The organism is Streptomyces sp. cf386 (assembly GCF_900103585.1).
Classification (GTDB): domain Bacteria; phylum Actinomycetota; class Actinomycetes; order Streptomycetales; family Streptomycetaceae; genus Streptomyces.
This window is the reverse complement of the sequence record NZ_FNHV01000015.1, coordinates 228,530-252,547: the sequence shown is the minus strand read 5'-3', so window position 1 is coordinate 252,547 and position 24,018 is coordinate 228,530. Positions and strand designations below refer to the sequence as shown.

Sequence of the window (24,018 nt, the reverse complement as noted above, 5' to 3'; positions counted from 1 at the left end):
ATCCTCGTTCTCTCGGGTTTCCCGACTCGTCGGGCCCTAGAGGCTGCCGACGGACGTGGCCGGACGGTCCGGTCCGGCCGTGATGTGCTGGGCGAGGGAACCCTTCTTGAGCCGGAGGAAGGGTGTCTCGACGAAGCGGTAGCTCAACTCCGCCAGCAGGTAGGCGCCGACGACGGTGAGCGCCGCGATCCCCAGGTCGGCCGGGGTCCAGCCCGACGGCGTGGTGTGGTGCACCTCCAGCAGCCGGCCGAGCAGCGGCACATGGACCAGATAGATGCCGTACGAGATCAGGCCGATGCGGGCCAGGGGCCGGGCGGACAGCATCCGCTGCCAGCGTCCCTCGCGTCCCGCGAAGTGGACGAGCGCGCCGAAGAACAGTGCGGTCACCGAGTACTTCCACACCCAGTCGTAGTGCTCGGCGAAGATGATCGGATACCCGAGGTCGCGGCGGAAGCCGCTGCCCGCGGCGAAGCCCCGCACCACCTCCACCACGGTGACGACCGCGAACAGCGCGACCGCCGCCCGAGCGACGCCCGTGAGACGGCGGCGCACCTCGGGCAGCGCCGTGCACGCGCCGATCGCGAACACGTCCAGATAGGACACCGGGGAGCTGTAGACGACCATCGGCTGCAGCGCCTCGACGGGGTACCCGGTGGCCTCCAGGAAGAGCCACAGCCCCCACCGCAGCAGCGGCCCGGCCAGCGCCAGCGCGATCACCGCGCGCACGAACCACCGGCGCGGCAGGAACAGCGCGAGCAGCGCCCACACCACATAGAGCTGGACCTCCACGCCCAGGGACCACAGGTGGGCGTAGAGCACCAGCGGCGACGACTGGAAGCCGTGCCCCATGGCCGACAGGTTCCAGGTCCAGGTCCACAGGTAGGGCAGGTCGCGGGTGATCGTGCCGTCGCCGTAGCCGACCGCGGCGAGCACGGTCAGCACCGCCACGAAGAGGAAGTAGAGCGGGGCCAGGCGCAGCAGGCGGTTGCGGAAGAAGTTGCGGGCGCGCTCGGCGCGGGTCAGCTCCTGGTGGCCCAGCAGGGTGCGGGTGATGAAGTGGCCGCTGAGCGCGAAGAACATCGGCACGCCCAGCCAGCCGAACGGCAGTTGACCGGTGTGGAACAGCACCACACCGAGCACGGCCAGGCCGCGCAGTCCGTCCAGGGCCGTCACATGGGTCTGCCGAGGGGCGGTCTCGGTGTGCGCCCCGCTGCCGTGACCGCGGCGGCGTCGGGGCTCCGGGGCCACGGCGGACCGGGGGTCCGCTGTTGTCTCACTCATGGGCGGGGACTCCGATTTCTTCTCTGTCCTTCTGCTTCCGGTTCGTTCGCTTCTGGTGGGTTCGCTTCTGGTTCGGTCCGGCTTCCTCGAAAGCCCCGTCGGGCACGGCGAGTCGCTGGGTCAGGGATCCGCGCTTGCGCCTCAGGAACGGTGTCTCCAGGAAGCGGTAGCTGAGTTCGGCCGTGACGAGGGTGATCAGCAGGACGAGTGCCGCGTAGCCCAGGTCGGATCCCGACCAGCCGCTCGGCGCGTGCGTGAAGTGCGGGGACAGCTGGCCCAGCACCGCGACGTGCAGGGCGTACATGCCGTACGAGATGACGCCGGCCCGCACCAGCGGACGCCACGACAGCAGCCGGGCGAAGGCGCCGGACCGGCTCGCCCAGTGCACCAGGGCGCCGAAGAACAGGGCGACGACCGTGTACTGCCAGAGCCAGCCGTGCAGTTCGGGATAGGTGATCGGGTAGCCGAGGTCGGCCCGCAGGCCCTGGCCGACCGCGAGCGCCGCGGTGACGGCCGCGCACAGCACGACCGCGCCCCGGGCCGCCCACGCCAGCCGGTCCCGGAACTCCGGCAACGCCGTGCAGGCACCCACCGCGAACGCCTCCACGTACGTCACGGGGGACTGCGCCAGGGTGAACGGCCGCAGGAAGGCCTGCTCGCCCCCTGCCTCCAGCAGCAGGTACAGCAGCCCCCGCAGCAGCGGTCCGGTGACCGCCAGGGCGACGACGACCCGGACGAACCAGCGGCGCGGCAGCAGCAACGCCAGGGCCGCCCACAGCGCGTACAGCTGCACCTCTACGCAGAGCGACCAGAACTGGTCGTAGATGGGGACCGAGTTGGGAGCCCAGCCGGGGCCGAGCGTCCGCAGGTCGAAGGTCCACGTCCACAGGTAGGGGAGGTCGTCGACGATGTCGCGCCGGTGGTAGCCGGCCGCGGCCAGTACCGTCACCGCGGCGCAGATCCCCAGGTACAGCGGGGCCAGGCGCAGGGCGCGGTTGCGGAAGAAGTCACGGGCGCGCCGTCCCCTGGTCAGCTCCCGGCGGCCGTGCAGCGTGCGGGTGATGAAGTGGCCGCTGAGGACGAAGAACAACGGCACGCCCAGCCAGCCGAACCGCAGCTGACCGGTGTGGTAGAGGATCACGCACAGCACGGCCACACCGCGCAGCCCGTCCAGCGCCGTCAGCTGCCCCCGCGCCGCCGCCTGCGGGTCGGCGGGCTTCACAGCAGCAGCAACCCGCCGCTGACCGGGAGGAAGGCGCCGGTCACGTGGGATGTCTCGGGGCCGGCGAGCAGGGCGACGGCGTTGGCGACGTCCTGCGGTTCGCCGATCTTGCGCAGCGGCGTCGCCTGGATGACGGGCTCCAGCTTGCCGTCGTGCTGGCCCTTGGCCGACACGGTCAGGTTGGGGCTGCGGGTCGCCCCGGGAATCACGGTGTTGACGCGGACGCCTCGGGGGCCGAGCTCCAGCGCCAGGTGCCGCATGGCCGACTCCATCGGCGCCTTGGTGAGCCCGTGGCCGATGGTGCCGACCAGCTGGGTGCGCGCGAAGCTGTCGGAGATGAACACGATCGCACCGGTGCCGCGCTCGGCCATGCCGGGGGCGACGGCCGCGACCGGCCGGAGCACGGCGCGGGCCTGGGCCGCCATGTTGTCGACCAGGGCGTCGACCTCCATTCCGAGGAACGGGCCGCGCAGGTGGTTCGAGAAGCCGGTGGTGTTCAGGACCAGGATGTCGACGGGGCCGAGCTCCCGCTCGGTCGCCGCCACGATCTCGGCGGTCTGCGCGGCGTCGGTGACGTCACCGCCGATCGCGACCGCCCGGCCGCCGGCCTCCTCGATCGAGGCGGCCACCTTCGCTGCCCCCTCGGCCGAGCGGTGGTAGTTGACGGCCACGGAGGCGCCGCGGGCGGCGAGTTCGCGTGCGATGGCGCCGCCGATCTCCCGGCTGGCGCCGGTGACCAGAGCGACCTTGCCCTTGAGCTGTTCGGAATTCGTCATGCCCCGGACGCTAGGGACGGCGCCCGGAGGCCCTCTGGAGTCGCACTCGACCGCGCACAGGCCGCCGGGGGACGTGCCGCGCACCCTGGGAAACCGGGTGCGCGGCACGGCCGTCAGCGCAGGTCGTCCCGGCTCACCCGGCGGTCCCGGACGCGCAGCGCTCCCTCCTCCCGCACCAGGACGTCCGTGCAGGTGCACACGCGGTGCACCCGGGACTCGCCGCCGAGCGGCGAGGCGAAGACGGTCGTGTACGAGTGGACGGTCACCGTGCCGTCCTGCTCCGGCACGACGTCGAACACGCCCGGCCAGTGGCGGTGCTGCTCACCGGCCTCGGCGAGCGCCTGCGCGCTGCGGCTCACCGCGGTGACGAGCCCGGCCCGGCCGCGCACCGGCTCGGGCAGGGTCGGCACCGCGAAGACGGCGTCCTCGGTGAAGGTGGCCGCCCACTCCTCGGCCCGGCCCTCGTCGAGCAGCCGCATGTGGCGGGCGTAGAACTGCTGCACCTCCGCGTAGAGGGCGCCGAACTCCACGGCGGTCTGCGGCTGGATGTCGGTCTGCGTTGTCACGGTGTCTCCGTTTCGTGGTCGCGCGGTTTCACGGTCGCCGGGTCAGCCTGCGCACCCGTGATCGAGCCCCGTTCGAGCCCGGCTGCAGCGGACCGCACGGCACCGGGCCTTCCAGCCGCGCTCCAAGGCGCCTCAAGAGCGCACCGCGAGCGTGGGCGACACAACCGCCGAGCCGAGAACCCCGGAGGACACGACCGTGACGGACATCGAGAAGTACTTCGCCGAAGACGAGGTGCGGGTCGCCGCACCGGCCGACGTGGTGCGCGAACTGGTCCGCGACGTCATCGGCTGGACCCAGCTGCACACGTCCGCCGTGCACGCCGAGATCCTGGCGGACGACGGCGACGAGCAGCTGATCCAGATATGGAAGGTCGCCGACGAGCACTCCGTACGCACCTGGAAGGAGCGCCGCCGGCAGCACGCCGACCGGATCTCCTTCGTCCACGAGTCGCCCGAGGCCCCGTTCGCCTCGGTCACCGGCGCGTGGACCTTCACGGAGCAGGACGGCAAGACGCTGGTGAAGCTGGCCCACGAGTTCACCGTCGTGGACGGTGCGCAGGACCGGGCCGAGGAGCTCACCGGGCGTCTGCACGAGGGCAACCAGGACTTCCTGAAGACGCTGGCGTACGCGGCGGAGAACCGCGAGGAGCTCGACCGCCTGATCATCTCCTTCGTGGACCCCCTGTTCATCGCGGGCGACATCAAGGACATCTACGACTACCTGTGGGAGGCGGACAAGTGGGAGGAGCGCATCCCCCACATCGCCAAGCTCGACCTCGAACAGCCCGCGCCCGACGTCCAGTTCTTCGACATGGAGACCTCGACGCCCGACGGGTCCTCGCACACCACCCGTTCGGTCCGGGTCGCCGTCGAGCCGAAGATCGTCGTCTACAAGCAGACGAGGCTCCCCGCCCTGCTCGACGGCCACACCGGGCACTGGAAGTTCACGCAGACCCCGGAGGGCGTCATCGCCGAGGCCCGGCACACGGCGACGATCAAGCCGTCCGCGCTGCACATCCTGGGCGAGGGTACGACGGTGCAGGACGCGCGCGACTACCTGCGCCGGGTGCTGAGCGCCAACAGCATGAGCAACCTGCGGCTGGCCAAGGCGTACGCGGAGGAGCGCGCCGGTGTCTGAGGCACTGTCCGTGCCGGCGCTGCCGCTGGACGGACTGCTGCGCCGCGCCGCCGAGCGTGCCCCGCACCACCCGGCGATCCGCGACGAGCGCGGGGAGACGGACTACGCCGGCCTCGACGCCTACGCCGACCGCTTCGCGCGCGCCCTGCGGCGTACGGTCGGCGCGGACGGTGCGGCGGTCGGCGTGGCCAGCGTCCTCGACACGGTCTTCGCCGCGGCCTTCTACGGCACCAGCCGCAGCGGCAACCGGATCGTCCTGGTCAACCCGCTGGTCCGCGAGGCCGCACTGGAGCACGTCTTCCGCACGGCCGCCGTCGAGGTGGCCGTCGTGCCGGCCGAGACGGCCCGGCGCCTGGCGACGGTCCGGGACCGCCTTCCGGACCTGCGCGAGGTGTACGTCGTCGACGCCGACCGGGAGGACCGGCTGCCGGAGGGCACACGACCGGTGGCCGACCTGCTGGCGGCGGCCGAGGACGGGCCACCGCTGCCGCCCGGCCCGGACCGGGACCTGGCGGACGTCGTCTGCGTCCAGTTCACCAGCGGCACCACGGGACCGCCCAAGGGCGTCCAGCTCACCCACCGCAATCTGGTCGCCAACGCGGCCCAGGCGGCGTACGCGCTGGGGCTCGACACCGACGCGGTCTGCCTCAACCACCTGCCGCTCTACCACCTGATGCACCTCAACGCGACCGTGTACGCCGGTGGCACCCAGGTCCTCTGCCACGATCCGGACCCGGTCGAGTCCTTCGCCGCGGCCGTACGGGCCGAAGCCACCCACTACTTCGGCCTGCCGGTCCGGCTCGCCCGGGCCGCGGCCGACGAGCGGTTCGGCCGGGCCGTGGCCGGCCCCCGGCTGCGGCTGGTCGCCTCCGGCGGTTCGGCGCTCGCCCCGGCCGTGGCCGAGGCCCTGCGTGAACGGCTCGGCGTCCCGGTCATCCAGGGGTACGGGCTCGCCGAGCTCTCCCCCCTCAGCCACAACGACCGGCCGGGGCACAGCAAACCGGGTTCGGTCGGTCCGGCCGTGCCCGGCACCGAATGCCGGATCGTCGACCTGGACACCGGAGCGACCGCCGACGCCGGGCAGAAGGGCGAAGTCCTGCTGCGCGGGCCTCAGTTGATGGCCGGATACCTGGGCCTTCCCGACGCCCCGGACATCGACGCCGACGGCTGGTTCCACACCGGCGACGTGGGCTACGAGGACCGGGACGGCTGGTTGTTCCTGACCGACCGCATCAAGGACGTCTTCAAGGTCGACAACGAACTGGTGTCACCCACCGAGATCGAGCGGCTGCTCGCGGCCGACGCCGACGTCGCGGACTGCGTCGTCGTCGACCACCCGGACGAGTTCAGCGGCGCCGTCGTCTGGGCGGGCGTCGTCCCGTCCGGCGACGGACCGGTCGACCTGGCCGCCGTCGTGGCCCGCGTCAACGCGCAGCTCGCCGACCACCAGCGAATCCGCCACGTCGAACCGCTCACCGGCGTGCCCCGCTCGCCCAACGGAAAGATCGAGCGGCGCCGCCTGCGCGAACGGCTGCGCGGGACCGCGGCGGCCTGACCGGCCACGGCGCCCTCGTCCCCACCCGAATCCCTACGTTCAGGAGAGACCCACCGTGGTGACCTTCGTCAACAAGCTGACCATCAACGGCGACGTCCAGGAGTTCTTCAAGATCAAGGAGTCGCTGACCGAGTACATGTGCGTCCAGCCGGGCTACCGCAGCTCCTCGATGCTGCGCCAGGTCGGGAAGGACAACGTCTTCATCGAGGTGGCCGAGTGGGACGACGCCGCCTCGCACCAGCGTGCCGTGCGCAGCGAGGGATTCCAGGCCCGGGTCAAGGGCCTGGGCGGCCTCGCGTCCGTGGAGCCCGGCCTGTACGAGCGGGTCGACGAGGGCGGCAACGCCGATGCCTGACCAGCGCCCCCAGGTGCTGGTGGCGGGGGCCGGTCCGGTCGGGCTCACGGTCGCGCACGAGCTGGCCCGGCGCGGGCTGCGGGTGCGGCTCGTGGACGCCGCCTCCGGCCCCGCCGACACCAGCCGTGCGGTGGCCACCCACCCGCGCACGCTGGAGACGTACGACCAGATGGGCGTGATCGATCAGATCCTCGAACAGGCCCAGCAGATCCGGGCGTTCACCATGTTCAGCGGCGGACGCCGGCTGGTCCGGCTCGACGCGGACTACTCGACCATGCCCACCCGCTACCCGTTCACGGCGATCGTCGAGCAGGTCGACACCGAGGCGGTACTGCGCGCCGCCGTCGCCCGGCTCGGCGTCACGGTCGAGTGGGGCGTGAAGCTGACCGGCTTCGCGCAGCGGCCCGACCGGGTCGAGGTCCGGCTCGAACACGCCGACGGCGCCCCGGAGACCGCCGAGGCCTCCTGGCTGGTCGGGTGCGACGGCGGGCACAGCACCGTGCGCAGGACACTCGGGCTGCCGCTCCTCGGCGAGACGAGCGAGACATGGATGCTGGCCGACGCGCCGGTCGACGTGGACCTGCCGCGCGACAGCATCTACTGGATCCACACCGGTGCCCAGGCGCTGATGATGGTGCCCTTCCGACGCGGTGGACGGTGGCGGCTGCTCGACACCACCACGGCGGCGCCCGAGACCCCGGCCACGCAGATCGCGGCACGGTTCGCGGCCAAACTCGGTCCCGGGCTCGGCCGGGAGGTCGCCGTCCAGGAACCCACCTGGACCTCGGTGTTCACCTTCCAGCAGCGCATGGTGCCGCGGATGGGCGAGGGGCGGGTCTTCGTCGCGGGCGACGCCGCCCATGTGCACAGCCCCGCGTCGGGCCAGGGCATGAACACCGGGATCCAGGAGGCGTACAACCTGGCCTGGAAGCTGGCGATGGTGGAAGAAGGCCACGCGCACCGCGACCTGCTCGACAGCTACAGCGCCGAACGGGTGCCGATCGGGGCGCAGCTGCTGGGGTCCACCAAGAAGGCCACGTTCCTCGTGCAGTTGAAGAACGCGTTCGCCGGGATCGCCCTGCCCGTGGTGTTCACCGTCATCCGCAATGTCACCCCGCTGCGCAGGAAGGTTCAGCGCAAGGTGCTCGGCGGGATCTCCGGGCTGCTGCTCGGCTACCCCGACTCGCCGCTCACCACGGCGCCGGACGCGGACACCGCCGGGCCGCGGCCAGGGACCCGTGCGTCGGGCGCGGCGGCGGCCGATCCCCGTCATCCGGGCTGCCGTGCCTGGGCGTCGGAACTGCGCGACACCCGCTGGACGCTGGCCGTGGCCGACGGGGCGGCGGCCGAAACCCCGGAACACGACTGGCTGTCGGTACGCACCCTCGGGGACGAGGGCACGCGGGGACCGGGGGCCCTCGCCGACCCGGACGGTGTGCTGCGGGCCGCCCTCGGCCTCGCGGACGGCGGCTGGCTCCTGGTCCGCCCGGACGGCTATGTCGCCGCCCGCGGCAGGGAGGCCACCGCGCAGGCACTCGGTCGGGCACTGGCACGGGCCGGCCTCGCGGAGACCTCCGCGGTCCGGATGTGACCCGGCCCGCACCCTCGGCAACGGACGACGCCGGCCGGTCGGTCCGCCCGCCCCTCACGGCGGGCGGACCGGCGGCCGGTACGGCGACCACGACCACCGGCGGTCCGGCTCGCACGGGCCGGCCGCCGGTGGCCCGGCACGGAGGCGAACACATTCATGGACATGGGACTGAAGGACCGCACCGTGCTGGTCACGGGGGCGTCCTCCGGCATAGGAGCGGCCATCGCCCGGGCCTACGCGGCCGAAGGCGCCCGGGTCGCCCTGACGTACCGCAGCAACAGCGACACCGGTGAACGACTGGCCCGGGAACTGGGCGCCGAGCGGGACCTGGCGATGGCGGTCCGCTACTCGCTCGCCGAGCCCGAGACCGTCGAGTCGGCCGTGGACACGGTGACCCGGCGCTGGGGCGGCATCGACGTGCTGGTCGCCAACGCGGTGCGCTGGGCACCACGGCGACCGCCGGGCGAGCACTTCGAGGACGTGGCACCGGGCGACTGGCTGTCGTTCCTCGACGACAACCTGGCCCCGACCCTGCGCACCGTGCAACTCGCGGTGCCCGGCATGCGAGAGCGCTCCTGGGGCCGGATCGTGCTGATCTCCTCGCACGTCGCGCTCGACGGCCACCGGGGGCAGGAGTTCTACGGCGCCGCGAAGTCGGCACTGCACGGCTTCGCCCGCAACCTGGCCTGGGACGTCGGCCCGGACGGCGTCCTGGTGAACGTCGTCTGCCCCGGCCTGACCGCCACCGAGCGGGTGCTGCACGGGCTGCCCGAACACCTCCGCGAGCGCGAGCTCCGGCAGACGCCCACGGGGCGGCTCAGCTCGCCCGAGGACATCGCGGCGGCAGCGCTGTACCTGGGCTCGGGAGCCAACGGCAACACCACCGGCCAGGTCGTCACCGTCTCCGGAGGCCGCTGAACCGCCCCGGGACCAAGACCTCACCCGCTTCTCCGGTTCTCCGGATTCCGCCCGAATCAGCAGAACAGACGAAAGGCACGATCATGACCACCGCACCGTCCGCCCCCCTTCGCGAGGAAGTGCTCGCCGGCGCCGCGCCGTACACCAGCCGCATCCTGTCGACCTACGACACCTGGGTGCTGGGGTTCGTATGCCCGGTGGTGTGGGGCTGCCCGCGCGACGAGATGCTGCGCCAGTACAACCGGTCCGCGGGCGCCCGGCACCTGGATCTCGGTCCCGGCACCGGATGGTTCCTGGAGCGCGCGACCTTCCCCACCCTGACCCCCGAACTGGTGCTCGCCGACCTCAACGAGGGTGTCCTGCGCAGGGCCGGCGGCCGGGTGGCGCACCTGAGGCCACGGCTCGTCAAGCGCGATGTGCTCCAGCCGCTCGACCTGGGCGAGGACACCCGCTTCGACTCCGCCGCGCTCAACATGCTGCTGCACTGCCTGCCCGGCCGGATGTCCCACAAGCTGACCGTCCTCGACCAGGTACGGCCGTACATGGCGCCCGGCGGGCGCATCTTCGGCTCGACCGTGCTCGCCAAGGGTGTGCGGCACGGCCGGCTCGCGCCGCGGGCGCTGGAGAACCTCAACAAGGACGACGGTCCGCTGAACAACCTCGACGACTCCCTGGAGGACCTGGAGGCGGGGATCGCCGACCGCTTCGACGACTACCGGATCGCGGTGCGCGGATCCATCGCGCTGTTCGACATCACCGTCGGCTGAACCGCCCTCCCACGACCGGGGAATCCGCCGACCGCCCTCCCCACGACCGAGAAAGGGGCCCTGCCGTGGCCGTCGTCAAGAACGACATGACCGGCTTCATGCTCACGCACGACCTGATCCGCCAAACCGTTCCCGAGCTGGCCGAACGGCTCGCCGCAGCCGACGCCGGGGACACCGGTGCCCTGCAGCGGCTCGGCCAGTGGTGGGGCCTGTTCACCACCATCCTCAACCGGCACCACGAGGTCGAGGACCGGCTCGTGTGGCCGGTGGCCATCGCGGCGGCGCCCGGCCTGGCCGACGCCGTCGAGGAGATCGAGTCCCAGCACGCCGAACTCGACGGCCACTTGGAGCGCATCGACACGGGCCTGAACGACCTCGCCGCCATTCCCGCGGCCGACTGGCCGGCCCGCGTGCGGGACCTGTGCGAGACCGTCACCGTGTTCGCCGCCGTACTGGAGGAGCACCTCCTCCTGGAGGAGCGCACCCTGGTGCCCGCCCTGGAGACCACCGTGACCGCGGAGGCCTTCGCCGAACTCGGCGCGGCACTCGCCCGCGACCACTCCCCGGAGAGCGTGGCCACCGAGCTGCCCATGGTCGTCGGCAGCGCTGACGACGCCCAGCGGCAGGTGATGCTGGGACGGCTGCCGGAACCCGTGCGGCAGAGGTTTCTCACCGAGTGGGAGCCGCGCTACCGCAGCCTGGTCGCCTCGCTTCCGGCCCAGGCCCCGGTCACGGCGGTGTGACCGTCCTGCGACACGAAGGGTGCCGGCACCGTGGGAAGGTGCCGGCACCCTTTTCGTGTGCGTCCGTACGACAGGAGGGCCCGGCCGGGACTCTGCCCCGGCCGGGCCCTCCTGCCCAGGTGCGCGTGCTCAGCGCAGCAGCATCCCGTCCAGCGCCGACCGCAGCAGTGCCGCCGACGGGGTGTCACCCGGCCGTGAGCGCCAGGCGACGAAGCCGTCGGGCCGTACCAGTACGGCACGGTCGGTCACCTCGTTGCCGCAGCTGATCACCCTGAGGCCGGCCGCGTCATGGCCGAGCACCCGTGCGGCCCGCTCCCACGCCTCACCGCCGGGCCCGGTCAGCAGGACCGGACGGTCGCGGAACAGCTCGACGGTCGACCCGGGGCGCCCGTCGACGGTGACTTCGCGGTGCGGGAAGCGGGTGCCGGGCGCGCCGTCCAGGTCCTTGGGGTGCAGGGCGGCCGGACCGCCGGGGTCCGCGTCCGGTACGGCGCGGGAGCGGTACCGGTGGCCCATGACGGCCGCCAGGATGTCGATCGGCCCCTCGTCGTCGCTGTGGCCCGCGGTGCGGGCGCTCTGCCGCTGGGTCGCGAACTCGGCTGCCAGCAGCGCCACCGGGCGCCGTTCGGCCTCGTAGGTGTCCAGCAGGGACTCGCCCGCCCGCCCGGACAGCACCGCGGCGAGCTTCCACGCCAGGTTGTGCGCGTCCTGGACACCGGTGTTGGCGCCCAGGCCCCCGGTCGGCGGCACCACGTGCACGGCGTCGCCGACGAGGAAGGTCCTGCCCGCGTGGTAGCGGTCGGCCACCCATGCGGTGAGCTCCCAGGAGTGGGCGAGCCGCTCGCTGCCGGGGATGGCCGGCAGGGGACGGGCCGGCAGACCGGGGACGCCGACCGCGGCACGGAACAGCCGCAGACAGCGTTCGGCCGTGAAGTCGTCCGGCGACTCGCCGCGTTCCGGGTGGTACGGGACGATCAGCAGCCAGCGTTCCAGCGTGTCCAGCGGGGTCAGCAGAGTCCCGCGCTCCGGCTCGTCCAGGTAGCACAGGGCGACATGGCGGCCGCGCAGCGGCTCGGTGAGGTCGGCCTCGAAGACGACGCTGACCACGGGGACGGGCTCCTCGATGACGCGTCGGCCGATGCCGAGGTCGTCCCTGGTCGCGGAGCGGTGCCCGTCGGCCGCGACGAGGAAGTCCGCGTACACGGTGGTCCGTTCACCGGTCGCCCGGTCGGCGACGACGGCGCGGATCCCCTGCCCGTCGGCCCTGTGCTCGTGGGAGACGAGCTCGGTGAAGAACCGCACGTCCGCCCCGCGCCGCACCGCGTGCGCGCGCAGGATCGGTTCGACGGTGCTCTGGTCGACGAGCGCGGCCTCGCTGGGGCTGATCCCCTCCAGGGTCTCCGGCGCGGGGCGGACCTCGCGCAGGATCTCCTCTCCGGCCAGGGTGACGGCGCGCAGCCGCTCGTCGAACGTCTCGAAGACGGACTGCGGCGCCGCCCGGATGTCCTCGGATACGCCGTGGGCCAGATAGAGCTCCATGGTGCGGGCGTTCAGATTCCGGCCCTTGGGCAGGAACGAGGTGTCCCGGTGCCGTTCCACCAGCGTGACGTCGACTCCGTGGTCGCGCAGGAACACGGCGGTGGACAGGCCCACGATCCCTCCCCCCACGACCAGGACCTGCGTGGTGAGTGCGGCCATGCTTCTCCCTCTCTGCTCGTCGGGCTCTGTGTGTTTTCGGCTCCCGGCTTCCTTCGGTTCGCCGCTCCCGGCCGCCGGGCCTCACGCGCGGCCGGGAGCCCGGCCCACGAGCGCGGGATCACGGACCACGACCGGGGCCAGCACCGCCTCGACGCGGTCCACCAGTTCGTCATCCAGGTGTACGTCGAGAGCCCGGAGGTTCGCGGTGAGCTGCTCCGGGCGGGAGGCACCGGTGACGGCGGTGGACACGGCCGGGTTGCGCAGCACCCATGCCAGGGCCAGCTCCGGCAGCGAGAGGCCGGCCTCCTCGGCCAGTGGCGCGAGGGCGGCGACCGCGCCGAGGACGCCCTCGTCGAGGAAGTTCCAGCGGTTGACGGACACGGCCCCGCCCTCGGCGTCGGAGACCCTGCTGCCCGCCGGGGCGGCCCGGCCCGGCCGGTACTTGCCGGTGAGCACGCCGCCGGCCAGCGGGGACCAGACCATCTGCCCCACCCCGGCGGCGGTGGACGCGGGGATGACCTCCTGCTCGACGACCCGCCACAGCAGGGAGTACTGCGCCTGGTTGGAGACCAGCGGGATCCGCAGCTCGCGGGCGAGCGCCGCGCCGGCCGCGATCTGCTCGGCCGTCCACTCCGAGACACCGACGTAACGCACCTTGCCGCCGTGCACGAGATCGGCGAAGGCCGACATCGTCTCCTCCAGCGGGGTCCCGTCGTCCCAACGGTGGGCCTGGTACAGGTCGATGTGGTCGGTGCCCAGGCGGCGCAGCGAGGCTTCGGCGGAGTCGAGGAGGTGCTTGCGGGAGAGCCGGCCCTCGTTGGGGCCGGGCCGGCGCGAGCGGCCCACCTTGGTGCACAGCACCAGGTCCGACCGGCGCTGCCCGGCCAGGATCTTGCCGAGCAGCTCCTCGGCCCGCCCGTCCGCGTAGACGTCCGCGGTGTCGAACGTGGTGATACCGGCGTCCAGGGCCGCGTGCACGCACCGGTGTGCGGTCTCGTCCTCGACCTGGTTGCCGTGGGTGAGCGAGTTGCCGAACGACACCCGGCTGACCATCAGGCCGCTGGTGCCCAGGGATACGTACTGCATGGGGCGTTCCTCCTCAGTCCTGCCGGGCGACGAACAGGCGGGTGGGCAGACCGGGGATGTCGTGCACCTCCGGCTCGGCGTAGCCGGCGGCCCGGAACATCCTCAGGTAGCCCTCGGTCGCGGGCACCTCGCCGCCCTGGGTCCAGGCGAGCAGCAGCAGGGACAGCATCCGGCCGCCGAACTCGCGTGCCGGATCCAGGTCGCCCACGGTGAACCCGGCGACGACCACCCGGCCGCCGGGCGCCAGTACGGCTCCGACGCGGCGCAGCAGGCGTATGCCGTCCTGTTCCGTGTACTGCGGCAGGAAGTTGGCGAGCACCACCAGGTCGTAGGGGCCGTCGAGGTCGGCGGTGAAGGCGTCGCCGGGAAGCACGGTGGTCCGCTCCGCCAGCCCCATCGCCTCGGCGTTCTTGCGGGCATGCGGCAGGACACCGGGCCAGTCGAGGCCGACCACACTGGTCTGCGGGAAGGCCTCGGCGAAGGTCAGGCCGAACAGCGCGTGCCCGCAGCCGACGTCGAGCAGCCGGATGCTCTCCCGTCCGTCGGCCCAGGTGCCCAGCGCGGTCGAGAGGCCGGCCGCCACCGGCCGGGTGGCGAAGGTGCCGTGGGCGGCGAAGTCCTGCCAGTAGGTGAAGTCCGGGTCGCTCGCGTCCCGGTCCAGCAGGGTGCCGCCCGCTCGGACGGTCTCGGTCAGGGTGCCCATCGTCTCCCACTCCAACTGGGAGGCGGCGACGGTGACGGCGTCTCCGGCGTACTCGGGGCTGGAGGTGACCAGCAGCCGGTCGCCGCCCTCGACGAGCCCGAACTCCTCGTGCTCGGGGGCTCCGTGCTCGGTGACGAGTCCGGCGGAGGCCAGCGCGGTGAGCAGGACGCGCACGGCACGGGCCGGCGCTCCGACCGCGCGGGCGACGTGTTCCGCGTCGCGCGGCCCGGCGGCGAGCGCGTCGAAGACCCGCAACTCGATGGCCGTGCGCAGCACGCTGGTCCGTTTGAAGGCCAGGAGGGTTTCCAGGATGGTCTGACGGGTGAGGGGCCCGGGAGTCGGTGGCACGGCGGCCATGAGCGGGTCGCTCCTCTCGCTGCGGTACGGGATGGACCCGGACAGGCTGTGGTCTCGCGCTCGAAGCGGCCTCGATCGGTCGTCGAGGGAGCTGGGCGAGGGTCACTCGTGACCGGCAGTCCAGCGAGAGGAACGCATCATGACGGCACCTGTGACCGAAGCGGCCGGGGTCGCGCCGCGGACCGTGGTGCACACCGCGGCCGTCGCCGCGCCGGCCGGACTCTGCTTCGACCTCGTCGCTCAGGTGGAGCGCGCGCCACAGTTCTTCGCCACGCATCTGCACGCCGAGGTGGCCGTCGGCGACGACGGGCGGGAGTCCGTCGAGCGATGGGTGCTCCTTCCCGGGGGAGCGGTGCGCCACTGGACGGCGGGCCGCGTCGTCGACGGGGAGGCCCGCCGGATCGTGTTCGAGCACGCGGGCGGGCGCCCGCCGCTGGCCGGGATGCGCGGCGAGTGGACCTTCACCGCGCAGGAGGGGGTATCCGATGGGTCAGGGGCGGGCGGCCTGACGACGGTGCGTCTGGAGCACACGCTCTCCTTCGCCGACGGCACGTCGGCCACGGAGGCCGAGCGTGCCGTCGCGGACATCGACCGCGGCGGGCCGGCGCAGCTCGCCCAGCTGAGGGAGGTCGCCGAGTCGCACGGACGGCTCACCGGCCGCACCGTGCGGGCGAGCGCCCGGGCCCTGGTGCCGGGCGCGAGCGCGGCCGACGTCCACGAGCGGCTCGCCGACGCCGTCGACGCGCACGGCGCCGGCTGGGCGGTGGCCAGGGTGGCCGACCGGGCCCTGGTGCTCAAGCGGGTGCCGGGCCCCGACGATCGGCTGGGGGCGGTCACCGCCCGGCTGGACCTCGGCCAGGCACCGGAAGGCGTTCAAGTGACCCTCTCGGCCGCGGTGACGGCGGCCGAGACCGGGCCGTCCCCCGCCGCTCTCGGCCGCCGGCTGCCGGCGGTGGTGAACCGGGCGCTGCTCCGGCTGACGGAGGCGGCTCAGGCCCCGCGCACCGCGTAACCGCCGAGCGCCGGCTCCAGCTGGGCGAAGGCCTGGCGGGCGGCCACGGCTGCGGCGCCGTCCACCTCGGCGGCGGGGGCCTCGTCGCGCACCATGCGGCGGACCCGTTGGAACACCACCCGGTGGGCGGCGGCCAGTTGGGCTGCGGCGAGGCGGGGTGCGAGGTCGTCGTCGGCGGTGCCCGTGGCGGTGGCGAGGGCCGCGGTGAGCGCCTGCTCGCGCTGCTCGTCGATCTCGCGCTCACGTGCCCGCAGCCGGGCGCTGTCGTGCACCAGCCGGGCGAAGCCGTGCGAGGCGTGGCCGGTGAGCACCGGGTCGGCGCCGCCCAGTCCGGCGACGTACACCCGGTGCAGCGCGTGGCAGGCGGACTCGCCCGTCACCCGCTCGCGCACCGTCCTCGCCAGGCTGTCGACGGCGAGGTCGTGGGCGTCGAAGACGAGGTCCTCCTTGAGCGGGAAGTAGTTGGTGACGGTCATCTTCGAGACACCCACGGCCTCGGCGATGTCGCTGATCGTCACGTTGTCGAAGCCCCGCTCGATGAACAGCAGCGTCGCCACATGGGCCAGCCGCTCCCGTGTCTGCTGCTTCTTGCGCTCGCGCAGTCCCGTTCCCGATCCCTGCATGCGGCCCATGGTAGCCATCCTTTGATCCAGGCTAAATTTAGGTTTGACATAAGACATGGTCCGACCTAAGTTTCTTGGTGTCCAGTCCGCCAACGCATCCGTCCCGGAGGGTTCTTGAAGCGCTCGCTCGCTCCCCGTCCCGTCGCCCCGACCGAGAACGAGGACCGTCTCGACCCCGCGCTGCTGCGGATCGGCCTGGTGCTGGTCCTCGGTGCCGTCCTGGCGCAGCTCGACACGACGATCGTCAACGTCGGCGTGGGCTCCATGGCCGACGGACTGGACGCGTCGCTGACCGCCATCCAGTGGGTCAGCACGGGATACCTGCTGGCCGTCGCCCTCGTGGCGCCCCTGTCCGGCTGGCTCGTGGACCGGTTCGGCGGCAAGCGGACCTGGCTGCTGTCGGTCGCCCTCTTCGTCGGGGCCTCCGCGCTGTGCGGGGCGGCCTGGTCGCCCGGCTCCCTGATCGCCTTCCGGGTCCTGCAGGGCCTGGCCGGAGGGCTCATGCAGCCCATCGCGCAGGCCGTCATCGCCCGGATCGCCGGACCGCAGCGGATCGGCCGGCTGGTCGGCGTCATCACCGCGCCGGTCGCCCTCGCGCCCATCCTCGGACCGGTCATCGGCGGCCTGATCGTCCACGCCGCCGAATGGCGCTGGCTGTTCTACGTCAACGTGCCCGTCGGCCTCGTCACCCTCGTCCTCGCCGCCCGCATCGTCCCCCGCGACGACGACGAACGGGTCAGCGGCCTGCGGCCCGACGGCCTCGGCCTGTCCCTGCTTCCCCCCGGGCTCGCGCTGCTCGTCTACGCCCTCGCACAGGTCGACGGCGGCGGCCTCGCCCCGCTCGACAGCGCGCTGCTCGCCCTGGGCGTCGTCCTGCTCGCCGGCTACGTCGTCCACGCGCTGCGCACCCGCAACACCCCGCTGGTCGACCTCAGGCTCTTCGCCGGACGCGGCTTCACCCTCGCCGCCGTCAACACCTTCCTGCTCGGCGCCGCCCTCTACAGCTCGATGCTGCTCCTGCCGCTGTACTTCGTGCAGGTGCGCGGCCTGAGCGTGCTGGAGGCCGCGCTGATGCTGGCCCCGCAGGCGCTCGGCACCGCCGTGGTCACCCCGTACGCGGGCCGGATCACCGACACCTACGGGCCGCGGACCGTCGCCGTCGCGGGCATCCTGCTCACCGTCGCCGGAACCGTGCCCTTCGTCCTCACCGGGACGGGACCGGGCACCGCCGTCCTCGTCGTCGCGCTGTTCGTCAGGGGAGTCGGGCTCGGCGCGATCACCCCGCCGAACGTCGCGGCCACCTACACCTCCGTGCAGCGCAGCCAGATCCCGGCCGCCACCAGTGCCCGCACCGTCCTGAACCGCGTCGGCGGCTCCCTCGGCACCGCCGTGCTCGCCGTCATCCTGCAGACGGCCCTGGCCGGCGCCGCCGACGGGACGCAGGGCGTGCGGGACGCCTACGCCCAGACCTTCTGGTGGGCCCTGGTCCTCAGCACCCTCACCCTGGTCCCGGCCGCGCTGTACCCCCGGCACGCGCCGGGCAAGGGCTGACACACGGCCGTACCGCCCCGGCCCCCCCCCCGAACTCGACGCCCCCGCACGGCACTTCGCACGACAGGAGAAGCAATGACCACCAGCGCTCGACCGACCCGCACGGGACTGCGGCTGATGACGGTGCACGCGCACCCGGACGACGAGTCCAGCAAGGGCGCCGCCACGCTCGTCAAGTACACCCGCGAGGGCGCCGGGATCCTGGTGTGCACCATGACCGGCGGTGAACGCGGCGACGTGCTCAACCCCCGCCTGGACCGGCCCGAGGTGTGGGCCGAACTCCCCGAGCGCCGCCGCCGCGAGATGGCCCGGGCCCGCGAGATCCTCGGCGTCGACCAGAAGTTCCTCGGGTTCACCGACTCCGGCCTGCCCAAGGACGGCGAGGAGCTCCCCGAGGGGTGTTTCGCCCGCCAGCCCCTGCAGACCGCCGCCCGCCCCCTGGTGGAGGCCATCCGCGCCTTCCGGCCGCACGTCGTCGTCACCTACGACGAGAACGGCGGCTATCCCCACCCCGACCACATCAAGACCAACCAGGTGGCAGTCGAGGCCTTCGAGGCCGCCGGCGACGCCGCCCGCTATCCCGGCACGGGCGAGGCGTGGCAGCCGCAGAAGCTGTACTACACCTGCGCGTTCAACAAGGAGTACTTCGAGGCGATCGACAAGGCCATGACCGGGGCCGGACTCGACTCGCCGGCCCGCGCCGTACTGGACAACTGGCCCGACGCCTGGCCGACCTGGGAGGCGACCACCCGCGTCGAGTGCGCCGAGTACTTCCCCGTCCGCCGTGCGGCGCTCCTCGCCCACGAGACGCAGGTCGACCCGGACGGCCCCGAACTGTCCTGCCCGCTGGAGCTGGAGGCCGCGGCCTGGCCCACCGAGGACTACCACCTCGTCGCCTCCCACGTCCCCTCCGCGCTGCCCGAGGACGACCTCTTCGCGGGGGTGTCCGCCGACGGGCGCTGACCGTCCACCCGGGCTCCAGGCGGGCTCGATCGACAGCCGCGACGCTGGCCGCACGGAACACGACGGAAGGACCGGTACATGGAAAGGACCGCGGTCGTACTCGGGGCCACGGGCCAGATAGGGCCCGCCGTGGTGCGCGCCCTCGCGGAGGACGGCTGGCGCGTACGTGCCGTCAGCCGCGGCGGCCGGGACGAGGCGTGGGATCCGCAGTGGGGCGTACGCACCGTGCGGGCCGACCGCGACGACGACGCGCAGCTGCGGGCCGCCGTCGGGTCCGGCTGCGACGCCCTGGTCGACGTGATCGCCTACACCGCCGGGCACGGGCGCCAACTGCGCTCGCTGGCCGGGCTGGTGGGCTCCGCCGTGGTCGTCTCCACCTCCGCCCTGTACACGGACGAGGAGGGCCGGGGCTTCGGCACCATGATGGGGCCGCAGGGGTTCGGGGTCTTCCCGGAACCCGTCGACGAGAGCCAGCCCGTTGTCGCCCCGGCCGCCGAGGGCTACCTGGAGCAGAAGCGCGCCATGGAGACCGAGGCGCTGCGAGCCCCGGAAGCCGGTGAGGCGGCCCTGCCCGCCACGCTGCTGCGCGTCGGCATGCCGCACGGCCCCGGCGGCCTCAAGCCCGCCGAGTGGTGGTTCGCCAAACGAGCCCTCGACGGACGCCCGGTGCGCCTGCTCGCGCACGGCGGCACCACCCGGTTCCACCCGGCGCACATCAGCAACATCGCCGAGGCGGCGAGGCTCGCCGCCGGCTCCGGGGGCCGCCGCGTCCTGAACATCGGCGACCCCGAGGTCCCGACCGCCCGGCGGATCGCCGAAGCCGTCGACGAGGTCCTCGGCGTCACCTCCGAGATCGTGGGCATGCCGGGTCCGGCCGAAAGCATGGTGGGCTTCCACCCCTACGGCGTGCCGAACCCGTTCCTGCTCGACATCGGCGCGGCCGAACGCGAACTGGGCTACAAGCCCGTCACCGGCTACCTGGAGTCCCTGCCCGAGACGGTCGACCGGATGCTCGCCGCGATCCGCGACCGGGACTGGCGGGACGTCTTCCCCGGCCTGGCGCACCACCCCGCCGGCTTCTCCTTCTTCGACTACGAGGCCGAGGACCGCTGGCTCGCCGCCCACCCGGCCCGTTGAGCGCCGTCTCCGTGCACCGCCCCGATCCGACGTCGCCGCTGAGCGGCGCGCCCGAGAGAGAGAATTCCATGCGTATCGTCCGCTACCACGAGTACGGCCCGCCGGAGGTCCTGCGGACCGAGGAGACCGACAAGCCCGAGCCCGGACCGGGCATGGTGCGGCTGCGCGCCGAGGCGATCGGCGTCAACTTCGCGGGCCTGCAGGAACGCCAGGGCATCTTCTACGCCCGCAGCATCCCGCTGCCCGCGTCACCCGGCGGCGACGTCGTCGGCTTCGTCGACGCCATCGGGCCCGACGTGACCGGCGTGCGGCTCGGCGCCCGCGTCGCCAGCATCATCTTCAAGGACTCCTACGCCGACTACGTCCTCGCCCGCGCCCGGGACCTGGTGCCCGTGCCCGCCGAGATGGACGCCGCGCAGGCCACCATGCTCTCCTCGCCCGGCCAGGTCGGCCTGGAGGTCGTCAAGGCCGCCCTGCTCCAGCCGGGGGAGAGCGTCCTCGTGCACGCGGCGGCGGGGGCCATCGGCCACCTGGTGGTGCAGATGGTCAAGGCGCTCGGCGCGGGCACCGTCATCGCCGCCGCCAACTCGCCGGCGAAGCTGGCCTTCGCCAAGGAGCTCGGTGCCGACGCGGGCGTCGACTACAGCCGACCGGGCTGGGACGACGAGGTCCGCGAGATCGCCGGCGGCGTCGACGTCGTCCTCGACAGCGTCGGGGCGGACATCACGCCCAAGAGCGTCGCGCTGCTCAAGCCGCGCGGGCGACTGGTCTTCTACGGCTCCGCCGCCGGCGGCAAGGAACTTCCGACGGTGTCCATGAACGACGTCAGCGGGCTCCGGTACGTCACCCACTTCACGATGTCCGCCCTCGACGGTGATCTGAAGACCATCGAGGAGGGCGCCCGCGAGGTCAGCGAGATGGTGCTGTCCGGCCAGGTGCGCGCCGTGGTCCACACCGAACTTCCCCTCACCGAGGCGGCCAAGGCCCACGAGGTCATGGAAAGCCGCACCCAGCTCGGCCGGGTCGTCCTCCTCCCCTGAGGCACCGGACCGCCCGGCCCCGAACGGCGGTGGCCGGCCGCTCAATTCCCCCGTTGCGCCCGGCCACCGCCCCTCTCCCCACGTCCGATTCCCCCCACGCCCTCCCTCCCCCCATCCGCCTTCACCAGCGCAAGGAAGCAGCCCATGACGGCGTCCGTGAGCACCACGCCAAACCAGGAGAACAGTGACCGCATCGATCCGGCTCTGCTCAAGCTGGGCGTCGTCCTCATCCTCGGCACCATCGTCGCCGTACTCGACGGAACCATCGTCAGCGTCGGCATCGACGCCATCCAACGGGACTTCGGCAGTCCGCTGTCCACCCTGCAGTGGGTGAGCACCGGATACCTGCTGTCGTTCGCCATGGTGGCGCCGCTGAGCGGGTGGGCCACCGAACGGTTCGGTGCCAAGCGGGTGTGGATGGCCTCGGTCGGCTGCTTCGTGGTCGGCTCGATGCTGTGCGGGCTCGCCTGGTCGGCGGGCTCCCTGATCGTCTTCCGGGTGCTGCAGGGCCTCGGCGGCGGGCTGATCCAGCCCATCGGACAGTCGATGATCGCGCAGGCCGCCGGCCCGCAGCGGCTCGGCCGGGTGATGAGCATGCTGGTCGTCCCGCTCACCTTCGCCCCCGTGCTCGGGCCGGTGCTGGGCGGTCTCGTCATCGGCGCCTTCAGCTGGCCGTGGATCTTCTACATCAACGTGCCCGTCGGCATCCTCACCCTCGTCCTCGCCGCCAAGGTCCTGCCGAGCTCCCGGCCCCAGGCAGGCCACCGGCTGGACCTGGTCGGCCTCCTCCTGGCCTGCCCGAGCGTGGCGGCGCTGATGTACGGCCTCTCCGAGGCCGCGGGTGACGCCGGTCCCACCTCGCCCCGCGTGCTGATCCCGGTGATCGCGGGTGCCCTCCTGCTCATCGGGTACGTCCTCCACGCGCTGCGCCACAGCGGCACCTCGCTGCTCGACCTGACCCTGTTCCGGCGCCGCGACTTCAGCGTCTCCGTGGCGACCTCGTTCCTGCTCGGCGCCGCCCTGTTCAGCTCCATGTTCATGCTGCCGCTCTACTACCAGCAGGTGCGCGGGCAGGACGCGTTGCACGCCGGTCTGCTGCTGATCCCACAGGACCTCGGCGTCGCCGTGTCCATGATGTTCGCGGGCCGGCTCGCCGACCGCATCGGCGGACCGCGGCCCATCGTGCTGGTCGGCATCGCCCTCGCCCTGGCCGGGACCCTGCCGTACACGCAGGCGGGCGGCGAGCCGAGCGAGATCCTGCTCGCCGCCGGTCTGTTCGTCCGGGGCGTCGGCATCGGCGCGACCATGACGCCCGCCATGGCGGCGGTGTTCAAGAGCGTCCAGCCGCACGAGATCCCGCGGGCGGCCGGACTCACCAACGTGCTGCACCGCATCGGCGGTTCGGTGGGCACCGCGGCGCTGGCGATGGTGCTCCAGCACCAGCTCACCGCCCAGTCACCGGCCCCGGCCTTCGGTACGTCCTTCTGGTGGGCCTTCGGGATCAGCGTGCTCACGGTGGTGCCGGCGCTGTTCCTCCCCGGCCGGCAGCGCAAGACCAGCTGACCCCGGGCCTCGGGACGCCCGTCGCCGTCGCCCCCGTACACCGACTCAGCCGAAGAACACCGCCCCAGCCGAAGTGCACCCACTCCGCCGACCGACCCGAAGCAGGTGACCCCGTGCGCATTCTGTTCGTCGCCCACGGCCCCGCCCATGTGCCCTGGACGGTTCCGCTCGCCTGGGCGAGCCAACTCGCCGGGCACGAGGTACGGGTGGCGGCCCGGCCGCAGTCCCTCGCCCAGGTGACCGGGGCCGGCCTGATCGCCGTACCGGTAGGTGACGCGGTCGCCGGCGAGACCTTCGCCCGCTGGGCGGCGCCGGACTCCGCGGAACGTGCCGCGCGGGTGCCCGACGACTGGCCCAGCGGACCGCTCGGCTGGCCCGAGGAGCGGCGGCTCAGCTGGGCCGACCAGGTCCTGGCGCTCGCCGACGCGCTCGCCGACGACCTGGTGGAGTTCGCCCGGTTCTGGCGGCCCGACCTGGTGGTGCACGACGTGGGCGCGGTGGCCGGACTCGTCGCCGCGGCCGCGGTCGGTGTGCCGTCCGTCGCCCACAACTGGTGCCAGCCCCTCGGGCTCTACTTCCTGCACGAGGACGAGGTGCCGCCCGCCTACCTCCGCATCTTCGAACGCCACGGCGTCCGACCGAGGATCGGCACGGACACCTGGATCGACTGCACCCCGCCCGCCCTCCGCATCCCGCACCCGGTGCCCCGTATCCCCATGAGATACGTGCCCTACAACGGCTCGGGCCAGGTGCCGAGATGGCTCATGGAACGGTCGGAACGCCCCCGCGTCTGTGTCACCGGAGGCGTCACCACCGGCGCGATCGACGAGCTCGGCTCGCAGACGCTGGAGCAGTTCGCCGAGCTCGACCTCGACGTCGTCATGACGGTGGCGCGACCGGACGCCTTCGAGGACCGGCCGCTGCCCGGCAACGTACGGCTGACCGGCTGGGTGCCGCTCACCGCGCTGCTGCCGGTCTGTCAGGGACTCGTGCAGCACGGCGGATCCGGTACGACCATGACGGCCCTCGCCCACGGGGTCCCCCAGGTCGTCGTGCCCGGCGGACCCGGCACTCCCCAGAACCTGTGGGCCGAGCAGATCGAGCGCTCCGGCGCGGGCATCGGACTCCACCCCGAGGAGCGGTCCCGGCCGGGTCGCCTGGCCGCGGCCCTCACCGAACTGCTGGGCAAGGACTCCTACGCCCGGCGCGCGGCCGCCCTGCGCGAGGAGATGGCGGCCATGCCCGGCCCGGCCCAGGTGGTGCGCCACCTGGAAGCCCTCGTACGGAGCTGACCCCGACCGACGCGCCGGACCCGGCGCGGCGGCACCGCGCCCGACTCCCCATCACCGAACCCGGATCACCGAACCCGGATC

Annotated in this window: 22 protein-coding genes; 14 read left to right on the top strand and 8 right to left on the bottom strand. The window is 72.9% G+C overall.

The features are described from left to right. Nucleotides 1–36: 36 nt before the first annotated feature. From BLU79_RS33730 to BLU79_RS33715, 4 genes are all read right to left on the bottom strand, one after another. The gene (locus BLU79_RS33730; RefSeq protein ID WP_093909766.1) at nucleotides 37–1,281 is read right to left on the bottom strand and encodes an acyltransferase family protein; all 1,245 of its coding nucleotides are present in this window, start codon (nucleotides 1,279–1,281) and stop codon (nucleotides 37–39) included. Then, the gene (locus tag BLU79_RS33725; protein WP_177001277.1) at nucleotides 1,274–2,503 is read right to left on the bottom strand and encodes an acyltransferase family protein; all 1,230 of its coding nucleotides are present in this window, start codon (nucleotides 2,501–2,503) and stop codon (nucleotides 1,274–1,276) included. Before BLU79_RS33725 ends, BLU79_RS33730 begins: the two co-directional genes overlap by 8 nt. Beyond that, entirely contained in the window at nucleotides 2,500–3,279 is a 780-nt protein-coding gene (locus BLU79_RS33720; RefSeq protein WP_093909764.1) for an SDR family NAD(P)-dependent oxidoreductase, read from the bottom strand. Before BLU79_RS33720 ends, BLU79_RS33725 begins: the two co-directional genes overlap by 4 nt. Before the next feature lie 113 nt (nucleotides 3,280–3,392). Further along, nucleotides 3,393–3,845, bottom strand: a complete 453-nt coding sequence (locus BLU79_RS33715) for a nuclear transport factor 2 family protein (protein WP_256333562.1) — start codon at nucleotides 3,843–3,845, stop codon at nucleotides 3,393–3,395. A 151-nt stretch (nucleotides 3,846–3,996) separates the two neighbouring features. Here BLU79_RS33715 and BLU79_RS33710 point away from each other — a divergent pair, with 151 nt between their 5' ends. The 7 genes from BLU79_RS33710 to BLU79_RS33680 all read left to right on the top strand — a co-directional run bounded on the left by BLU79_RS33710 (nucleotide 3,997) and on the right by BLU79_RS33680 (nucleotide 10,912). Continuing rightward, nucleotides 3,997–4,983: an aromatase/cyclase gene (locus tag BLU79_RS33710; RefSeq protein ID WP_256333561.1), complete on the top strand. Its 987-nt coding sequence runs from the start codon at nucleotides 3,997–3,999 to the stop codon at nucleotides 4,981–4,983. Further along, the gene (locus BLU79_RS33705; protein ID WP_256333560.1) at nucleotides 4,976–6,538 is read left to right on the top strand and encodes a class I adenylate-forming enzyme family protein; all 1,563 of its coding nucleotides are present in this window, start codon (nucleotides 4,976–4,978) and stop codon (nucleotides 6,536–6,538) included. Before BLU79_RS33710 ends, BLU79_RS33705 begins: the two co-directional genes overlap by 8 nt. Before the next feature lie 55 nt (nucleotides 6,539–6,593). Then, nucleotides 6,594–6,893, top strand: a complete 300-nt coding sequence (locus BLU79_RS33700; protein WP_093909763.1) for an antibiotic biosynthesis monooxygenase family protein — start codon at nucleotides 6,594–6,596, stop codon at nucleotides 6,891–6,893. Further along, nucleotides 6,886–8,484, top strand: coding sequence for an FAD-dependent oxidoreductase (locus tag BLU79_RS33695; RefSeq protein ID WP_093909762.1), 1,599 nt, complete (start codon nucleotides 6,886–6,888; stop codon nucleotides 8,482–8,484). Before BLU79_RS33700 ends, BLU79_RS33695 begins: the two co-directional genes overlap by 8 nt. A gap of 162 nt (nucleotides 8,485–8,646) precedes the next feature. Next, a complete protein-coding gene (locus tag BLU79_RS33690) occupies nucleotides 8,647–9,402 on the top strand; it encodes an SDR family NAD(P)-dependent oxidoreductase (RefSeq protein WP_256333559.1) in 756 nt (251 codons plus the stop codon). A gap of 83 nt (nucleotides 9,403–9,485) precedes the next feature. Further along, nucleotides 9,486–10,169 (top strand): class I SAM-dependent methyltransferase, encoded by a 684-nt coding sequence (locus BLU79_RS33685; RefSeq protein WP_256333558.1) that lies wholly within the window; start codon nucleotides 9,486–9,488, stop codon nucleotides 10,167–10,169. Between the two features lie 65 nt (nucleotides 10,170–10,234). Further along, complete coding sequence (locus BLU79_RS33680; protein WP_093909760.1) at nucleotides 10,235–10,912, top strand: hemerythrin domain-containing protein; 678 nt, start codon at nucleotides 10,235–10,237, stop codon at nucleotides 10,910–10,912. Nucleotides 10,913–11,041: 129 nt separating this feature from the next. Here BLU79_RS33680 and BLU79_RS33675 read toward each other — a convergent pair whose 3' ends face one another. From BLU79_RS33675 to BLU79_RS33665, 3 genes are all read right to left on the bottom strand, one after another. Next, nucleotides 11,042–12,610, bottom strand: coding sequence for an FAD-dependent oxidoreductase (locus BLU79_RS33675; protein WP_093909759.1), 1,569 nt, complete (start codon nucleotides 12,608–12,610; stop codon nucleotides 11,042–11,044). Between the two features lie 81 nt (nucleotides 12,611–12,691). Beyond that, nucleotides 12,692–13,696 (bottom strand): aldo/keto reductase family protein, encoded by a 1,005-nt coding sequence (locus BLU79_RS33670; protein ID WP_093909758.1) that lies wholly within the window; start codon nucleotides 13,694–13,696, stop codon nucleotides 12,692–12,694. 13 nt (nucleotides 13,697–13,709) lie between these two features. After that, on the bottom strand, nucleotides 13,710–14,756 hold the full coding sequence (locus BLU79_RS33665; protein WP_093909757.1) for a class I SAM-dependent methyltransferase: 1,047 nt from the start codon (nucleotides 14,754–14,756) through the stop codon (nucleotides 13,710–13,712). 139 nt (nucleotides 14,757–14,895) lie between these two features. On the opposite strand from BLU79_RS33665, the gene BLU79_RS33660 reads away from it, so the two are divergent. Further along, on the top strand, nucleotides 14,896–15,768 hold the full coding sequence (locus BLU79_RS33660; RefSeq protein ID WP_093909756.1) for an SRPBCC family protein: 873 nt from the start codon (nucleotides 14,896–14,898) through the stop codon (nucleotides 15,766–15,768). Here BLU79_RS33660 and BLU79_RS33655 read toward each other — a convergent pair. Next, nucleotides 15,747–16,391 carry a TetR/AcrR family transcriptional regulator gene (locus BLU79_RS33655; RefSeq protein WP_093909792.1) on the bottom strand — a complete coding sequence of 215 codons (645 nt, stop codon included), beginning with the start codon at nucleotides 16,389–16,391 and terminating at the stop codon, nucleotides 15,747–15,749. The two genes, BLU79_RS33660 and BLU79_RS33655, sit on opposite strands and share 22 nt — an antisense overlap. 114 nt (nucleotides 16,392–16,505) lie before the next feature. Here BLU79_RS33655 and BLU79_RS33650 point away from each other — a divergent pair, with 114 nt between their 5' ends. From BLU79_RS33650 to BLU79_RS33625, 6 genes are all read left to right on the top strand, one after another. After that, nucleotides 16,506–17,942 (top strand): MDR family MFS transporter, encoded by a 1,437-nt coding sequence (locus BLU79_RS33650; RefSeq protein WP_256333557.1) that lies wholly within the window; start codon nucleotides 16,506–16,508, stop codon nucleotides 17,940–17,942. 75 nt (nucleotides 17,943–18,017) lie between these two features. Further along, nucleotides 18,018–18,905 (top strand): mycothiol conjugate amidase Mca, encoded by an 888-nt coding sequence (gene mca, locus BLU79_RS33645; protein WP_256333556.1) that lies wholly within the window; start codon nucleotides 18,018–18,020, stop codon nucleotides 18,903–18,905. Nucleotides 18,906–18,983: 78 nt separating this feature from the next. After that, nucleotides 18,984–20,042 (top strand): NAD-dependent epimerase/dehydratase family protein, encoded by a 1,059-nt coding sequence (locus BLU79_RS33640; protein ID WP_093909755.1) that lies wholly within the window; start codon nucleotides 18,984–18,986, stop codon nucleotides 20,040–20,042. 68 nt (nucleotides 20,043–20,110) lie between these two features. Further along, nucleotides 20,111–21,082: a quinone oxidoreductase family protein gene (locus BLU79_RS33635; RefSeq protein ID WP_093909754.1), complete on the top strand. Its 972-nt coding sequence runs from the start codon at nucleotides 20,111–20,113 to the stop codon at nucleotides 21,080–21,082. A gap of 144 nt (nucleotides 21,083–21,226) precedes the next feature. Continuing rightward, nucleotides 21,227–22,645, top strand: a complete 1,419-nt coding sequence (locus BLU79_RS33630; RefSeq protein ID WP_256333555.1) for a DHA2 family efflux MFS transporter permease subunit — start codon at nucleotides 21,227–21,229, stop codon at nucleotides 22,643–22,645. 113 nt (nucleotides 22,646–22,758) lie between these two features. Then, nucleotides 22,759–23,937 carry a nucleotide disphospho-sugar-binding domain-containing protein gene (locus BLU79_RS33625; RefSeq protein WP_177001276.1) on the top strand — a complete coding sequence of 393 codons (1,179 nt, stop codon included), beginning with the start codon at nucleotides 22,759–22,761 and terminating at the stop codon, nucleotides 23,935–23,937. The last annotated feature ends 81 nt before the right edge of the window (nucleotides 23,938–24,018 follow it).

What these genes read in the sequence shown, in the direction of transcription:
- BLU79_RS33720 (WP_093909764.1), bottom strand. Translation starts at nt 3,279, where the DNA reads ATGACGAATTCCGAACAGCTCAAGGGCAAGGTCGCTCTGGTCACCGGC.
- BLU79_RS33665 (WP_093909757.1), bottom strand. Translation starts at nt 14,756, where the DNA reads ATGGCCGCCGTGCCACCGACTCCCGGGCCCCTCACCCGTCAGACCATC.
- BLU79_RS33685 (WP_256333558.1), top strand. Translation starts at nt 9,486, where the DNA reads ATGACCACCGCACCGTCCGCCCCCCTTCGCGAGGAAGTGCTCGCCGGC.
- BLU79_RS33635 (WP_093909754.1), top strand. Translation starts at nt 20,111, where the DNA reads ATGCGTATCGTCCGCTACCACGAGTACGGCCCGCCGGAGGTCCTGCGG.
- BLU79_RS33690 (WP_256333559.1), top strand. Translation starts at nt 8,647, where the DNA reads ATGGGACTGAAGGACCGCACCGTGCTGGTCACGGGGGCGTCCTCCGGC.
- BLU79_RS33670 (WP_093909758.1), bottom strand. Translation starts at nt 13,696, where the DNA reads ATGCAGTACGTATCCCTGGGCACCAGCGGCCTGATGGTCAGCCGGGTG.
- BLU79_RS33730 (WP_093909766.1), bottom strand. Translation starts at nt 1,281, where the DNA reads ATGAGTGAGACAACAGCGGACCCCCGGTCCGCCGTGGCCCCGGAGCCC.
- mca (WP_256333556.1), top strand. Translation starts at nt 18,018, where the DNA reads ATGACCACCAGCGCTCGACCGACCCGCACGGGACTGCGGCTGATGACG.
- BLU79_RS33655 (WP_093909792.1), bottom strand. Translation starts at nt 16,391, where the DNA reads ATGCAGGGATCGGGAACGGGACTGCGCGAGCGCAAGAAGCAGCAGACA.
- BLU79_RS33675 (WP_093909759.1), bottom strand. Translation starts at nt 12,610, where the DNA reads ATGGCCGCACTCACCACGCAGGTCCTGGTCGTGGGGGGAGGGATCGTG.
- BLU79_RS33660 (WP_093909756.1), top strand. Translation starts at nt 14,896, where the DNA reads ATGACGGCACCTGTGACCGAAGCGGCCGGGGTCGCGCCGCGGACCGTG.
- BLU79_RS33695 (WP_093909762.1), top strand. Translation starts at nt 6,886, where the DNA reads ATGCCTGACCAGCGCCCCCAGGTGCTGGTGGCGGGGGCCGGTCCGGTC.
- BLU79_RS33630 (WP_256333555.1), top strand. Translation starts at nt 21,227, where the DNA reads ATGACGGCGTCCGTGAGCACCACGCCAAACCAGGAGAACAGTGACCGC.
- BLU79_RS33640 (WP_093909755.1), top strand. Translation starts at nt 18,984, where the DNA reads ATGGAAAGGACCGCGGTCGTACTCGGGGCCACGGGCCAGATAGGGCCC.